This window comes from Arsenophonus sp. ENCA, from assembly GCF_002287155.1.
GTDB classification, from domain to species: domain Bacteria; phylum Pseudomonadota; class Gammaproteobacteria; order Enterobacterales; family Enterobacteriaceae; genus Arsenophonus; species Arsenophonus nilaparvatae.
The window spans coordinates 1-15,889 of sequence record NZ_NHNG01000048.1; the positions used below are offsets into that span (position 1 = coordinate 1).

Annotated in this window: 9 protein-coding genes, 2 tRNA genes and 1 pseudogene; 7 read left to right on the top strand and 5 right to left on the bottom strand. The window is 35.7% G+C overall.

Annotated features, from left to right (window positions below):
• Positions 1-396 precede the first annotated feature (396 nt).
• Complete coding sequence (locus tag CBG25_RS01235) at positions 397-621, top strand: hypothetical protein (RefSeq protein WP_290603948.1); 225 nt, start codon at positions 397-399, stop codon at positions 619-621.
• Between the two features lie 348 nt (positions 622-969).
• Here CBG25_RS01235 and CBG25_RS01240 read toward each other — a convergent pair.
• A tRNA-Thr gene (locus tag CBG25_RS01240) sits at positions 970-1,045 on the bottom strand.
• Between the two features lie 5 nt (positions 1,046-1,050).
• Positions 1,051-1,138: transfer RNA gene (locus CBG25_RS01245), tRNA-Ser, on the bottom strand.
• Positions 1,139-1,346: 208 nt separating this feature from the next.
• Between CBG25_RS01245 and rcsD the strand changes: the two genes are divergently transcribed.
• Positions 1,347-4,052 carry a phosphotransferase RcsD gene (gene rcsD, locus CBG25_RS01250; protein WP_290603950.1) on the top strand — a complete coding sequence of 902 codons (2,706 nt, stop codon included), beginning with the start codon at positions 1,347-1,349 and terminating at the stop codon, positions 4,050-4,052.
• Between the two features lies 1 nt (position 4,053).
• Positions 4,054-4,701: a response regulator transcription factor RcsB gene (gene rcsB / locus CBG25_RS01255; protein ID WP_032114652.1), complete on the top strand. Its 648-nt coding sequence runs from the start codon at positions 4,054-4,056 to the stop codon at positions 4,699-4,701.
• A 115-nt stretch (positions 4,702-4,816) separates the two neighbouring features.
• Here rcsB and rcsC read toward each other — a convergent pair whose 3' ends face one another.
• Together rcsC and gyrA are read right to left on the bottom strand one after the other, a co-directional pair.
• A complete protein-coding gene (gene rcsC / locus CBG25_RS01260; RefSeq protein WP_290603953.1) occupies positions 4,817-7,675 on the bottom strand; it encodes a two-component system sensor histidine kinase RcsC in 2,859 nt (952 codons plus the stop codon).
• 142 nt (positions 7,676-7,817) lie between these two features.
• The gene (gyrA, locus tag CBG25_RS01265) at positions 7,818-10,445 is read right to left on the bottom strand and encodes a DNA topoisomerase (ATP-hydrolyzing) subunit A (protein WP_290603954.1); all 2,628 of its coding nucleotides are present in this window, start codon (positions 10,443-10,445) and stop codon (positions 7,818-7,820) included.
• Between the two features lie 166 nt (positions 10,446-10,611).
• Here gyrA and ubiG point away from each other — a divergent pair, with 166 nt between their 5' ends.
• From ubiG to yfaE, 4 genes are all read left to right on the top strand, one after another.
• Positions 10,612-11,343, top strand: a complete 732-nt coding sequence (gene ubiG, locus CBG25_RS01270; protein WP_290603955.1) for a bifunctional 2-polyprenyl-6-hydroxyphenol methylase/3-demethylubiquinol 3-O-methyltransferase UbiG — start codon at positions 10,612-10,614, stop codon at positions 11,341-11,343.
• A gap of 361 nt (positions 11,344-11,704) precedes the next feature.
• Positions 11,705-13,996: a class 1a ribonucleoside-diphosphate reductase subunit alpha gene (gene nrdA / locus CBG25_RS01275; RefSeq protein ID WP_290603956.1), complete on the top strand. Its 2,292-nt coding sequence runs from the start codon at positions 11,705-11,707 to the stop codon at positions 13,994-13,996.
• A gap of 11 nt (positions 13,997-14,007) precedes the next feature.
• Positions 14,008-15,144, top strand: coding sequence for a class Ia ribonucleoside-diphosphate reductase subunit beta (gene nrdB / locus CBG25_RS01280; protein WP_290603957.1), 1,137 nt, complete (start codon positions 14,008-14,010; stop codon positions 15,142-15,144).
• A 5-nt stretch (positions 15,145-15,149) separates the two neighbouring features.
• Entirely contained in the window at positions 15,150-15,422 is a 273-nt protein-coding gene (gene yfaE, locus CBG25_RS01285) for a class I ribonucleotide reductase maintenance protein YfaE (protein WP_032114658.1), read from the top strand.
• A 28-nt stretch (positions 15,423-15,450) separates the two neighbouring features.
• On the opposite strand, the pseudogene CBG25_RS01290 reads toward yfaE, so the two are convergent.
• Positions 15,451-15,648, bottom strand: a pseudogene (locus CBG25_RS01290) (SAM-dependent methyltransferase); the annotation flags it as partial.
• Positions 15,649-15,889 lie beyond the last annotated feature (241 nt).

Below are 15,889 nucleotides of genomic sequence, written 5' to 3' on the forward strand. Positions count from 1 at the left end.
ACTTGTCGATCGTCTGTTGGTGATACTGGTTTGCAAAGAGGTCATTCTTAATGGCGCTGCGTTTCTTCATGGTGGTTAGCTCAGTAGACCAGCTTCCGATAACTTTATCAGCAAAATCAAACTCGGCTTAGGTTTTTCGAGGTGCCCTATACTGTATATTACCATGAATCTATTTAATAATATTTACGCTGACAATATCAACTATATTAAATATAAAACTTGATTAATCTTACTCTGTAACATATTTAAATTACAAACAAATAATCAACGTAAACTATCTTATAGATAAGAGCAATAAAATAATCTAAAATTAATCGATATGCATAATTTATTATTGATAGAGATATTTTGTTTATTGTTAGGTTAAAAACAAAAGGAAAAAAAATGAAAAATTGCGTGAAGATGTTATCCATTATTTGTCTCTCTCTTATTCAATCATATTCTTTTGCTAATGAGAGCACTAACGATAAAGTCGCGGATGAATATATATATAACCAAAATGGCCTAGTTACGGTATGTCATTATGATGACAAAATTGAAGAAAAATTATGCTTTGATGAAAATGGTCTTGTCGATTACGGGGATATAAATATCAAAGCTACGCACCAAAACAAACAGTGAAATTACCACAAATGATCATAACAATATTTACTTACATCACTTTTGATCATACCGCTTTTGCGATAAGGTTAAAAATAAGAATTGTTTAATATGCTTCCTAAAATCAAATTAAAATATTAAAAAATTTCATTTACATGATTTTATGAGATTGAGCAGCTATTTTAGACAGCAAATACTATTTTTACTAATGTGGATTAAATTGAAATCAAACCAAATGTTTGACAGGTATGTCTGTTTACTCAATAGAACAGCGGCAATAAATAGGAACTTATGCTATAGAAGCACACCAGAAATATCCCTCTTACCTAAAAGGTAGTGTGGGATAAACTGAGTAGCTTTTGACTTAATTGGTGCCGGCTACCGGAGTCGAACTGGTGACCTACTGATTACAAGTCAGCTGCTCTACAAACTGAGCTAAGCCAGCGAATTTGGCGGAAGGATAGAGATTCGAACTCTAGGATGGTTTCCCATCGGCGGTTTTCAAGACCGCTGCCTTCGACCGCTCGGCCATCCTTCCATGGCGCGGAATTATGGCGAAATGTGATGACCTTGTCTAGAGCTTAATATAAAAAAATACTATTTTTTTCATCGTTTGCTCAAAGTTTGATCATTAAAATTATACTATCCGAAATTACCTGTTAAAATAATAAGACAGAATTGTTTAAATAGTAATCAACATACTAATTTTTTTCTTCATGTTTAATAAAAAGGCGCCTCTTCTACCAATGGATTATAAACAACCAACCTTACAAATTTCATCGCTAACCCGCTTTTTTATAATGTTTATCAGCTCGCTTGTATTATTGTTATTTCTATTTGCCTACAATTACTTTCATAATTGGATCAATAATAGTCAAAATGCGCTCAGTAACATCACTAAACAACTTGAATATGAAATTGAAGATTACCGCTATTACGCAAGTCAACTCTATTACATTGCAAACGATGGCGAGGATGAAACTAAGAGTGATACCCCCTTACCCATAAAATTGCGCCCTGATATTTTTTGGATCAATAACTACGAGCGTCATGTCGATGCCATTATTTTTGGTAGGCAAAATAATACTAATATTAATCTGGCCTATAAACTATCTAACTATATGGGCATAATCTGGGGCGCTAAAAATGAATACAGTTCGATGTACTATCTCAATGGTCCTGATAATACACTTTTGCTGGTGACTACCCATTCGATACTAAAACCAGAGATTCGCTATAAAGAGAGTTACTTAACTTTAACCGCTGAAGAAAAACGCTCTGAGATGTTGACATTATCATCGGCTATAGACAAACGAGAAAGCTTGTCAAATATTCATCGTACACGCCCTGATAATTCATACTATTATACTTACCGCACAATGTTCAACTCACCAGGCCAATTGACTACCATTATAACTTTTGAATTACCAATAAATTTATTACTCTCAAAAAATATTAATCCTGAATACTTATCAATTACCTTTTCAAATGACATAATACACAACAATGGAAACCTAGTTGATATTGAATTTAATGGTCTCTCGCTACAATTTACCCAACCCATTCCCGGAACAACTTACCGGCTAGTATATCAATTACCAATTAAAGATATCTTGTGGGATCTTTTATATAATAATTTATGGGCCATAATCGCCATTTGTTTTTTTACAACCATCTCTATTGTTGGCAGCTTGTATATCAGGACACGTTTTGTTGCCCCTAACCAAAATATGTTTCACGAGATACAAATTACAAACACAATTAGCAACTATATTATTTCAAATATTCCTATTGGTTTTCTACTTTATAATTTCACAACCAATCGCAAAATTATGAGTAATGGAATAGCTGAATTACTTTTACCCCATATGGACTTGATACGTATTCGTGACATGGCAATCCAGCATCATGGGGCCATTCAAATTTCAATTGAAGATACTATTTATGAAATAAAATTACTTAATAATCAATTATTAGATAATACTTATATGTTTTTTATTCATGATCAAGATAAAGAAGCACTAACAAATAAAAAATTACTGATGGCTAAACATGAGCATGAAAAAAATATTCAAGTCCGACGCTCGATGTTGTCTAACATGTGTAAAGAGATCCATACTCCCATTATAGAAATTAATAGTCTTATTAACCAAATCAAAAAAACCTCTGATGAGCACAACATAAAATATTTAATTAATGAATCATTAATTAGAACACATTATATTGTTAACTGGATAGATAATATTGCTTTACTTAATACCATTGAATCTGGTGAATGGAAATTAGAGCAACCAAATGAATTTAAACCTGTCTCAATCGCTGAGATGATGAATAAAATACTAAAAGAAAAAATATCACTGCTTATCAACAAAGGTCTTTCACTTTACTATCATAATAATTTAAATTATGAACAACACATCACCACAAATAATAACGCTTTATTTAAAATAATTTCACTTCTATTGAGTTATTCAATCAATACAACTAATTTTGGTAAAATTACTGTCATTGTAAACTATGTAAATAAACGTCTATCCCTTGAGATCATTGATAGCGGTATAGGACTTAATGCTATGGATCTGGCAAATATCCACATGCCTTTTGCTAGTTCAACAAATAATGACGGAACCCTATCCAATTCAGGAATGACATTTTATCTATGTCATCAGCTATGTTACCTTATGAAAGGTGAATTTTTCATAAAAAGTAAAGTTGGAATCGGTTCTCATTATACAGTGACATTGCCCTTAGAATTAGAAAATGAACAAAGTTCCAAGTCATTACCACTTCTTGATGGTATTAATATACTTCTTGATATTAGAAATCCTGAAATTCATAAAATTATCCAGCAGCATTTAATGACTTATGGAGCAAATTATTCTGATATGGCTAAAAATAACTGTCATTCATCCTATGATTTATTTATAACTGATCATAAAACAGAATATAATAAACCGACAATTTACCTTGTTGATAATATTATTAATTATAGAGTAGTAAAACAAAATTTGATAAAATGTAATTTCAATTTTAATGATGAACTTATTAATGCAATTTCTATCTTAATCGAAGATAATTTGATTGCGGAGCAAGAATCTACCGATAAATCAATATTTACTATCATCAATCATAACAATAATTCAAACCTTATAATCCTTGAGGATTATAAAAAAGAGCTTTCTGATAGTGACTATCGTAATTTATTCCTTACTACAGTACCTATAGATATTAATAAGCTGTATACTAACCAAGAAAAAGGTAACTTAAAAAAACTAAAAGATATAGCACATAGACTAAAAGGTGTTTTTGCTATGCTGAACTTTGAGCTTCTTAAAAAAGCATGTGAGCAATTAGAACAGCACATAGCAGATAATAATGAATTTGAGATTTTAAATAGCATTAGATATATTGATATCTTTATCAAAAAACTAATGCCAGAGGGCAACCAATAAAATGAATAACCTTAATGTCATTATCGCTGATGATCATCCTATTGTACTATTTGGTATACGAAAATCTCTTGAGCAAATCGAGGGAATTAATTTGGTTGGTCAATTTGAAGATTCCACATCTCTTATCAATAATATAGCCAAACTTAAAGCAGATATTCTAATTACTGATCTTTCGATGCCCGGTGATAAATACGGTGATGGAATTACATTAATTAAATACATTAAACGCCACTACCCTAACCTATCAATAATTGTTCTTACCATGAATAATAATCCCGCAATACTCAGTGCTGTGTTAGATTTAGATATCGAGGGCATCGTATTGAAACAAGGCGCTCCTGCTGACTTACCAAAGGCATTATCAGCTTTACAAAAAGGAAAAAAATTCACTCCTGAAAATGTATCGAAATTATTGGAGAAAGTTAACGCTAATGGTTATGGCGATAAACGTTTATCGCCAAAAGAAAGTGAAGTGTTGCGCCTATTTGCGGAAGGTTTTTTAGTCACCGAAATTGCAAAAAAACTTAATCGAAGTATTAAAACAATTAGTAGCCAAAAAAAGTCGGCTATGTTAAAACTCGGTGTTGAAAATGATATAGCATTATTAAATTATCTTTCTTCAGTCACAATTGAGAAAGAAATTAACTAGTAATATGATATAAATAAAAAACTGATTGATCCTAATCCTATGGGCAATGAATAAGGTTAATCGGTTTTCCATTCTGTTTTATAAATTAATAATCATTTGAATATTAAAATAATATTTAATCATTATTTTCTTGTGTTGCTAATACACTAACATCGCAACACTTCAATAGCGATTGCTTTAATTTTTTTAATGTAACCGGTTTGGATAGACAGTCATCCATTCCTACACTTAAGCAACGCTGCTTTTCTTCTGCCATGGCATTAGCCGTTAAAGCAACAATGGGTATCGCATAACCTTCTTCTCTAATTAACTTTGTCAAACCATAGCCATCGAGATTAGGCATATTTACATCTGTCAAAACGATATCTATATTATTTTGTCGAACATAATCCAAAGCGATTAGCCCATCTTCAGCAAGTACTATATTAAAGCCTATTGATTTCAGCTGATCAGCTAGTAAACTCCGATTAATTGGATGATCATCAACAATCAATACCGTTAGAAAACATAATTTTTTATCTGGTAGCGACATTATTGAAGATGGATTAACAACCTCTTGCTCACCATTTTCCATCACTAATTGATCAATAAAACCATCTAATTTATCAAGTTGGTAAGTATTATGAAACCAATCATTTTTCGCATTTTCCTGGGGTTCACCGATAAAAGTTGAAAATAGCCTAAGTGTAAATTTACTTTCAGCCACCAAGCCTTCATAATCAGTAATAATCAAATCATATATTTTATCTTTACTGTGTTCATTGCAAACTGTCGTTATCTTAAAACCATTGTAGTCTAAATATGTTTGTAGATAATCTCGCAGGTGATGATTAAAAAAATACAGACCGATACGAAAATTTTGCCGATATTCTGGGTGGCGACAAACCACATATTCACTATCAAACAAAGGTAGCCTAACGGTAAAACTACTACCTATACCAACCTGGCTGTTAACTTCAATATCGCCATCCATTAAGTTAATTAATTTTTCACAAATAGGTAACCCCAAACCAGTGCCCTGGGAAAAACTCTCATTATTAACTTTAATCTGAAAGAAAGGAGCAAAAAGTTGCATTAATATATTATCAGGCATACCAATCCCTGTATCCCTAATTTCAATATAAATATAAAAATCTCTTATGAAAATATTTAACAGAATAAAACCAGTTTTTGTAAATTTAATCGCATTACTGAGAATATTAGAAACAATTTGCTGTACTCGAACAGAATCGGCATTAATAATATCGGGCACATTAGGATCAATATAGTAATAAATCGAAAGACCCTTTTTACCTATCAGTGGAATATAATTAGAAATAATAAATGAGAAAACTTCACGGCAATTAAACGGTGCTGGATCAATATTAAGTTGTTTAGATTCAATTTTTGAAAAATCTAAAATATCATTAATTATTTTTAATAATAATGATGAAGAGTGATCCATTGTCGTCAAAAGGCGATCAGCTTGAATGGGTAATTCATAAGATTGCAATAACTCTAAATTACCAATGATGCCATAAAGTGGTGTTCGTAATTCATGGCTAACGGTTGCTAAAAACATAGATTTGGCTTGGTTAGCCTGCTCTGATGCCTGCGCCATATTATGTAAAGATTTTTCCATCTGAACGCGGGCACTAATATCAACCAAAACACAAATGGCCACTTCCTTATTTTGATAACGAGAAATAACATAACTTATTTGTAAATGAGTATGACTGGTAGTAACAACATCAATATAACTACTAGATTTATCTTGAATAATTGATAGGATACGGGTTTTATCATCATAGCTTAATAATCGAAAATAATCATGGGCTAGTTCATTACTCAATATATTAACACCATCAACAAGACGTAAAATAATGATACCAACCGGCGCAGACGCCACTATTTTATGATTAAATTGCTCATGTTCTTCTAAACGAATGGCATTATCTTCTGCTGGTAATAACATCTTCCTTTCTAATAGCCAGATCAAAAAAGTAATTAAAATAAATGAGATTATATTTAACAGAATGCCGTTTATAATTGATAGCTTAAATTCATTAAGAATATCACTAATAGGTACAGAAAAAACAACACTTAATAACGAAGGTAGTAAGCGGTTTTTATAAATTAATCGACTAAAATCATTATCATAGCCAAAATGAAAGTTTTCTAACTGATAAACATAATCATCAGATCTTAAATTACTATCATACGGAAAATGTAACACTAATCTATTATTTGCATTTAAAACGAAGGTACTAATTGGCCTTTCATAGCGTAAATTAAATTGCTCCAAGCGTATTGAACGTTCTAGACCAATTAGACCAATCAAAGTCCCTTTATCATAAATAGGCGCCAATATGTAGAAAGAGCCATTATCAATTCCCGAGGCTGGTGTGATCCAATAAATATTTTGCTCTCTGCCTTGTGCCCTCAAGCTCATATAAGTGCGCATATTTTCATGGATTATTTTTTTAAACGATTGAAGACTGGTAGTACTGTTTCGGATAGCCAAATCAATCATGCAGTTACTTTCTGGGCCAACAATAAAAACCGTTTTTAAACCTTGTGGTGGCACAATATTATTTCGCCAAAAAGAGAATAATTGATTAAATGCGACTAAGTAACTCTTTGATGTTTCATGCAATTTGCTACAATCAGCATCTGCCGTTAGGGGTAAGTAGGTTAAATTAAGTTGTTTTGACAAGACAGGTGTATAATTAGGATCTTGCGCTAATTTTTCGATATGGCTATCTACCATATATTGGATTGATCGCAGGGTTTTATCCGTATAATGCACATATTCAACCATACTGTCATAAGTAGATGAATACTGTTGATGTATATCAGATTTAACTTCATTAAAGATATTAAATAGATAAAAAAGTGTGATTACTGCTCCCATTGCCCACAGCATAACGCCGAGAGTACGGAACAAATAGCGAGAAATTTTCAATGACGTTCTAAATGAAGATAGATATCTCAAACACTGTCCTAACTATAAAAGAAGTGTATCAGTGGTAAAGCATATACGATAAGCGGAATAATAAAAAGTTATCACTAATAATGAATTGACATAAAGTGTAAAAACGGGCACCTACTGTGCCCGCTCAGACAAAACTAATCGATCACTCATTAAGCGAAAGATCTTCTACGTTATTGATATCAGGCTCTACTTTTACGCTGATTGTATCTTCTATTAACGTTTGGTTATCATCTTCCTCTTCTTCAGGATCAACAACGCGTTGTAAACCAACTACTTTTTCATCTTCAGCAGTACGAATCAAAGTAACGCCCTGAGTATTTCTACCGACAATGCTAACCTCTGCAACTCGGGTACGCACCAAAGTACCAGCATCCGTGATCATCATGATTTGATCAATTTTTTCTACCTGAATTGCTCCGACCACATTACCATTACGTTCACTAACCTTAATGGAAATAACACCTTGAATAGCACGAGATTTTGTCGGGTATTCACTCTGCTCAGTTCGTTTACCATAACCATTTTCTGTAACGGTTAAAATATCACCTTCACCACGGGGGACAATCAGCGAAACGACCTTATCGCCAGCTTGTAACTTAATACCTCGAACACCCATTGCTGTACGTCCCATAGGACGAACCGCATTTTCCGCAAAACGAACAACTTTACCACCAGCAGAGAAAAGCATTACCTCATTTTTACCAGCAGTCAAATCAACACCAATCAGCTCATCGCCATCATTAAGATTAACTGCAATGATGCCGGCGCTTCTGGGACGACTAAAATCTTTTAGTGATGTCTTTTTAACTGTACCACTCGCGGTTGCCATAAATACATAATGACCATCATCAAATTCACGTACCGGCAAAATTGCGGTAATACGTTCATTCTGTTCTAACGGTAATAAATTGACTATTGGTCGTCCACGTGCGCCACGGCTAGCTTCGGGTAATTGGTAAACTTTCATCCAATAGAGACGGCCACGGCTAGAGAAGCATAGAATTGTGTCATGGGTATTGGCAACTAACAAACGCTCAATAAAATCTTCTTCTTTGATACGCGCTGCCGACTTACCTTTACCCCCACGTCGCTGTGCTTCGTAATCAGATAGTGGCTGATATTTAACATACCCCTGATGTGATAAGGTGACGACCACATCTTCCTGGGTAATTAAATCTTCGATATTAATATCTGCGCTATTTTCAGTAATTTCCGTGCGACGAACATCACGATATTGATCTTTAACAGCTTCCAACTCTTCACGGATAACTTCCATTAACCGTTCTGGGCTGGTTAATATATATAGCAATGCGGCAATCAGTTTTAGCAGCTCACTATATTCATCCAATATTTTGTCATGTTCTAAGCTAGTTAATTTTTGCAAACGCAAATCAAGAATTGCCTGAGCTTGCAGTTCAGTCAAATAATATTGACCATCGCACACACCGTATTGGGGTTCAAGCCATTCAGGGCGAGCAGCGTTATCACCTGCACTGGCTAACATGGCAGAAACATTACCTAATTGCCAAGGACGAGCAATCAAAGCCAATTTCGCTTCATGAGGCGTTGATGCTTGGCGGATAAGTTCAATTATTGGATCAATATTTGCTAATGCGACGGCGAGAGCTTCCAAAATATGAGCCCTTTCACGCGCTTTACGCAATTCAAAAATAGTCCGTCGAGTAACCACTTCTCTACGATGGCGAACAAAAGCTTCAAGAATTTCTTTTAAGTCTAAAAGTCTAGGCTGGCCATCACATAAGGCAACCATATTAATGCCAAATGAGACTTGAAGTTGAGTGAGGGAATACAAATTATTCAGTACTACTTCCGCCACTGCATCTCGTTTTACTTCAATAACAATACGCATGCCATCTTTATCAGATTCATCACGTAATGCGCTAATCCCTTCAACACGCTTATCTTTAACCAATTCTGCAATTTTTTCAATTAAACGAGCTTTATTAACCTGATAAGGGATCTCATTGACAATAATTGTTTCACGACCACTTTTATCATCAACTTCAACGTTAGCTCGTGCACGGATATAGACTTTACCACGTCCCGTCCGATATGCGTCGATGATACCGCGGCGACCATTAATAATTGCAGCGGTTGGAAAATCAGGACCTGGAATATACTCCAGTAATCCTTCAATACTAATATTTTCATCATTGATATAAGCCAGACAGCCATCAATGACTTCACTAAGGTTATGAGGTGGAATATTGGTAGCCATACCAACAGCGATACCTGAAGAACCGTTAAACAGCAAGTTTGGTACCCGTGTTGGCATAACATCAGGGATCTGCTCTGTACCATCATAGTTAGGAATAAAATCAACGGTTTCTTTATCTAAATCTGCCAACAATTCATGGGCAATTTTTGCCATGCGTACTTCGGTATAACGCATAGCCGCAGCAGAGTCGCCATCAACAGAGCCAAAATTACCTTGCCCATCAACTAGCATATAACGCATTGAAAAAGGTTGTGCCAGACGTACTATCGCATCATAAACAGCACTATCGCCATGAGGATGGTATTTACCAATGACGTCACCGACTACACGGGCTGATTTTTTGTACGGTTTATTCCAATCATTGCCCAACACATTCATCGCATATAATACGCGACGGTGAACAGGCTTTAATCCATCTCGTACATCTGGAAGGGCGCGTCCAACAATTACAGACATCGCATAATCCAAATAAGAGCTTTTCAGCTCCTCTTCGATATTGACCGGGGTAATTTCTCTTGCTATGTCACTCATGGAGCCACTGTCCCTCATACTCCTTATTCATTAAGGAGTAAAATTATACCACAAAATCGCCATTCTATAAAAACAGGAAACGCATAATGATCAATAAAACATGTATAATGACCTAATGCCATTATACAGTCTATGTTAATAAAAAAATTAAGGAGTAAATTTTCTGATGAATAACAAGAATTCGCTCAGCGAGGCAAATGTTGATCTAGCTGAAATCGACAAATTTAGCTCTGTTGCGACTCGTTGGTGGGATGAAACGAGCGAATTCCAACCTCTTCATCGGATTAATCCATTACGTTTAAACTATATCCTGCAACAGGCTAATGGTCTGTTTGGTAAAAAAGTACTCGATATTGGCTGCGGCGGCGGAATTTTATCAGAAAGTATGGCTAAAGAAGGCGCCCTGGTGACAGGAATTGATATGGCCGCAGAGCCGCTGGAAGTCGCAAAGCTCCATGCATTAGAAAGCAATATGCAGATCAACTATCTACAGGAAACCGCTGAGAGTCATGCCGAAAAATACCCTAAAACTTATGATATCGTTACCTGTATGGAAATGCTGGAACATGTGCCCGATCCCGAGTCTGTCGTTCAATCATGCGCAAAATTAGTCAAACCGGGCGGTCATGTATTTTTTTCTACTATTAATCGTAATAAAAAAGCCTGGTTATTGGCAATTATTGCCGCTGAGCATATTTTAAAAATAGTTCCCAAAGGTACTCATGATGTAAAAAAATTTATTCGACCTTCAGAGCTACTCAGTTGGATAGATAAAACCTCTTTACAAGAACAGCATATGATCGGATTACATTATAATCCGATCAGCGACAAATTTTCGTTAGGCTCGAATGTTGATGTTAATTATATGTTGCATTTGTCAAATACAAATAATTGTTAACATTTGCTGAAGAAAGCAGCAGTCAGTAGGCCATTATTAAATTTATTTTTCACTATTGCCGGTAACATAAATTATAATATTCTTCTATTATCACACAGTGTTATCGGCCAATTAACAAAATTTAGCGTTGGATTATTGCTAAAAACCCCATTTTTTATAGACTTGATAAAAGTAGCAAATACCATTATCTTGTTAGTATAAACGCAATCAAACACTATATATTGTGTTTACTGCTCTCCATTTTAGTTCAAAATACAAACATAATATGCTATTAACAGCCCACCGTTTTGTATTTTGTTATTAACCATTGAGTGCAGTGATCGATAAATATTTAGCTAGTTAACTTTAGGTGTATCTACCCATGAACCAAAGTCTGTTAGTCACTAAACGTGATGGACATAAAGAGCGCATTGATCTTGATAAAATCCATAAAGTCATTACCTGGGCGGCTGAAGGCCTAAAAGATGTATCTGTTTCACAAGTAGAGCTACGTTCTCAAATCCAGTTTTATGATGGCATCAAAACGTCCGATATTCACGAAACTATGATCAAAGCGGCGGCAGATCTTATTTCAGCTGATACACCCGATTACCAATATCTTGCAGCTCGATTAGCTATTTTCCATCTACGCAAAAAAGCATATGGCCAATTTGAACCACCAGCACTATATCAGCATGTTTTGCATATGGTTAAAATAGGTAAATATGATAAGCATCTGCTGACAGATTATACAGCTGAAGAATTTGACCAGATGGATAGTTTTCTGGATCACTGGCGTGACATGAATTTTTCCTATGCGGCAGTTAAGCAATTAGAAGGTAAATACTTAGTACAAAACCGGGTAAGTGGTGAAATTTATGAAAGTGCCCAGTTTCTCTATATCCTTGTTGCAGCTTGCCTTTTTTCACGCTATCCAAAAGAGACACGGTTAAACTATATTCATCGTTTTTATGATGCAATCTCAACTTTCAAAATTTCACTACCTACCCCGATTATGGCGGGGGTACGCACCCCAACCCGCCAATTTAGTTCTTGTGTATTAATTGAATGTGGCGATAGCCTTGATTCAATTAATGCCACTTCCAGCGCGATTGTAAAATATGTTTCTCAGCGTGCCGGTATTGGTATTAATGCCGGCCATATTCGTGCACTAGGTAGTCCAATTCGGGGAGGTGAAGCATTTCACACAGGCTGTATCCCGTTCTATAAACATTTCCAAACTGCGGTAAAATCTTGTTCTCAAGGTGGCGTACGTGGTGGTGCCGCTACGCTATTTTATCCGCTCTGGCATTTAGAGGTTGAAAGCCTATTAGTATTGAAAAATAACCGTGGCGTTGAAGGTAATCGTGTTCGTCACCTGGACTATGGCGTACAAATTAACAAACTGATGTATGAACGCCTTATCAAAGGTAAAGAAATTACCCTCTTTAGCTCTTCTGATGTGCCCGGCTTATATGAAGCATTTTTTGCTGATCAAAACGAATTTGAACGTTTATATTTAAAATATGAGCAAGACGCAAACATACGCCAAAAACGCGTTAAAGCGCTCGATCTATTTTCACTTATGATGCAAGAGCGAGCGTCAACCGGACGTATTTATATTCAAAATGTCGATCACTGTAACACCCATAGTCCATTTGATGCTAAAGTTGCGCCAATTCGTCAATCAAACCTCTGTTTGGAAATCGCCTTGCCAACCAGGCCCTTAAATGATGTTAACGACGAAAATGGTGAAATTGCTCTCTGTACTCTTTCCGCCTTTAATTTGGGTGCCATTACCTCATTGGATGAATTGGAGGAGTTGGCGGTATTAGCGGTGCGTGCATTAGATTCACTGCTCGATTATCAAAACTATCCGATTGTTGCAGCGCAAAAAGGCTCTATGGGTCGTCGTACTTTAGGCATTGGCGTCATAAATTATGCTTATTATTTAGCTAAACATGGCGTTCACTACTCTGATGGTAGAGCCAATAATCTGACCCACAAAACTTTTGAAGCGATCCAATATTATTTATTGAAAGCATCCAATGAACTGGCAAAAGAGCAAGGTGCTTGCCCATGGTTTAACGAAACTACTTATGCAAAAGGTATTTTACCGATTGATAGTTATAAAAAATCATTAGATGGACTAACATCTGAACCGCTACATTATGATTGGCAAACTTTACGCAAAGATATCAAGCAATATGGTTTGCGTAACTCAACGCTTTCCGCCTTGATGCCATCAGAAACTTCTTCGCAAATATCTAATGCCACCAATGGCATTGAACCACCGCGAGGCTATATCAGTATTAAAGCATCCAAAGATGGTATTTTGCGTCAAGTTGTACCTGAATACGAACGCCTGAAAGATGATTATGAACTGTTATGGCAAATGCCCAACAATGACGGTTATTTGCAGTTGGTTGGTATTATGCAAAAATTTATTGATCAATCAATTTCTGCTAATACGAATTATGATCCAACCCGCTTCCCAAATAATAAAGTTCCAATGAATCAATTACTGAAAGATTTGTTACTCGCTTATAAATATGGGTTAAAAACGCTTTATTACCATAATACCCGTGATGGTGCAGAGGATAGTCAAGCCGATCTTGAAGAGGTGATTGAATCAGCTGACAGCGATTGTGATGGCGGCGCTTGTAAGATTTAACGTGAGGACATATGGAATACCAATATACAACATTTTCGCAAACCAAAAACGATCAATTGCAAGAACCAATGTTCTTTGGACAGCCTGTCAACGTTGCCCGTTATGATCAGCAAAAATATCCTATTTTCGAGCAGCTAATTGAAAAGCAACTCTCTTTTTTCTGGCGCCCAGAAGAAATTGATGTTTCTCGTGATCGTATTGATTATCAAGCGCTACCTGAACATGAAAAACACATTTTTATCAGTAACTTAAAATATCAAACACTATTAGATTCTATTCAAGGACGTAGCCCTAACGTGGCACTACTGCCCCTTATTTCAATTCCTGAACTTGAAACCTGGATAGAAACCTGGTCATTTTCAGAAACTATTCATTCGCGCTCTTATACTCATATTATTCGTAATATTGTTAATGACCCATCAATTATTTTTGACGATATCGTAACTAATGACGAAATTTTAAAGCGGGCAAAAGATATTTCTACTTATTATGACGATTTAATTGAGATGACCAGCTATTACCATATGTTAGGTGAGGGCAATCATACAATTAATGGCAAAAATGTCATTATTTCTTTACACGATTTGAAAAAGCAGCTCTATTTATGTTTGATGAGCGTTAATGCATTAGAAGCGATTCGTTTTTATGTCAGCTTCGCTTGCTCATTTGCCTTTGCTGAACGTGAATTGATGGAAGGAAACGCTAAAATTATTAAATTGATTGCCCGTGATGAAGCTTTGCATCTCACCGGCACCCAACATATGTTAAACCTGATGCGTTCTGGTCAAGATGATCCTGAAATGGCCATCATTGCCAAAGAGTGTGAAGAAGCGTGTTACAAATTGTTTGTACAAGCCGCCGAACAGGAAAAGGAGTGGGCAGAATATCTCTTCTCGAATGGTTCTATGATCGGTCTTAATAAAGATATTTTATGTCAATACATCGAATATATTACCAATATTCGTATGCAAGCGATTGGATTAAAATTACCCTTCGAAACGCGTTCTAATCCAATCCCATGGATCAACACCTGGCTAGTTTCTGATAACGTTCAGGTGGCCCCACAAGAAGTAGAAGTGAGTTCTTACTTGGTAGGGCAAATTGATGCTCAGGTCGATACCGATGAATTGGGTAACTTTGAGTTATAACCGTTATGGCAAGCTATAAAATTACCCTGCGCAACGCGCAGGGCATCCTGATCCCTTTTCATTCCGAACAACATACTAGTCTACTTGATGCTCTGGAACAGAGTAAAATTCAAATTGAATTTCAATGTCGGGAAGGCTTTTGTGGTGCCTGCCGGGTACGTTTGCGAAAAGGAAAAGTGGCATATCGTCATAAACCTATCGCTTTCATTGATAAAGATGAGATATTAGCCTGTAGTTGCCGGCCTATCACCGATATTGATATTGATATCAATCAATAACACCAGCGAGCGCTAACAGTAAGACTGTTTATGCTTTTTCAGCAACCACCAGCAACATCATCGGACGTCGTAGCTCATCTCTCATGCCATCAATTTTATCTAACAAATAATCAGCAGGCTGAGGCTCAATGAGTCGCTCAATAGAAAATCCGGCTGTTAATAAATTGGTTAAATAAGTTGTTAAGGTTTTATGGTACTTAGTCACTTTATGACCAAGGAACTCTGCCTTATATCTTGATCATTGACTTTCAAAGGTTAATGATCCCCAACTGATCATTGGGATGTTACCGGTGAGTTTGTACTCTGCCTTAAGCTTAGAGCTTGTACGTCAGATTAAACGCTGGTGACATATTCATAATCGTCTTCAAGACCGAACGGTATCTTGTGCTACGAGCACGTATTTATAAGGAAGGTCAGGGCGATATATTCAATTATCTGTTTTTTTATGGAAGAATCTACCATGCTCA

Bases quoted from the DNA above. Each gene is read 5' to 3' on its own strand.
- nrdA (WP_290603956.1), top strand. From the start codon at position 11,705: ATGAACCAAAGTCTGTTAGTCACTAAACGTGATGGACATAAAGAGCGC.
- nrdB (WP_290603957.1), top strand. From the start codon at position 14,008: ATGGAATACCAATATACAACATTTTCGCAAACCAAAAACGATCAATTG.
- ubiG (WP_290603955.1), top strand. From the start codon at position 10,612: ATGAATAACAAGAATTCGCTCAGCGAGGCAAATGTTGATCTAGCTGAA.
- rcsB (WP_032114652.1), top strand. From the start codon at position 4,054: ATGAATAACCTTAATGTCATTATCGCTGATGATCATCCTATTGTACTA.
- rcsD (WP_290603950.1), top strand. From the start codon at position 1,347: ATGGATTATAAACAACCAACCTTACAAATTTCATCGCTAACCCGCTTT.
- gyrA (WP_290603954.1), bottom strand. From the start codon at position 10,445: ATGAGTGACATAGCAAGAGAAATTACCCCGGTCAATATCGAAGAGGAG.
- yfaE (WP_032114658.1), top strand. From the start codon at position 15,150: ATGGCAAGCTATAAAATTACCCTGCGCAACGCGCAGGGCATCCTGATC.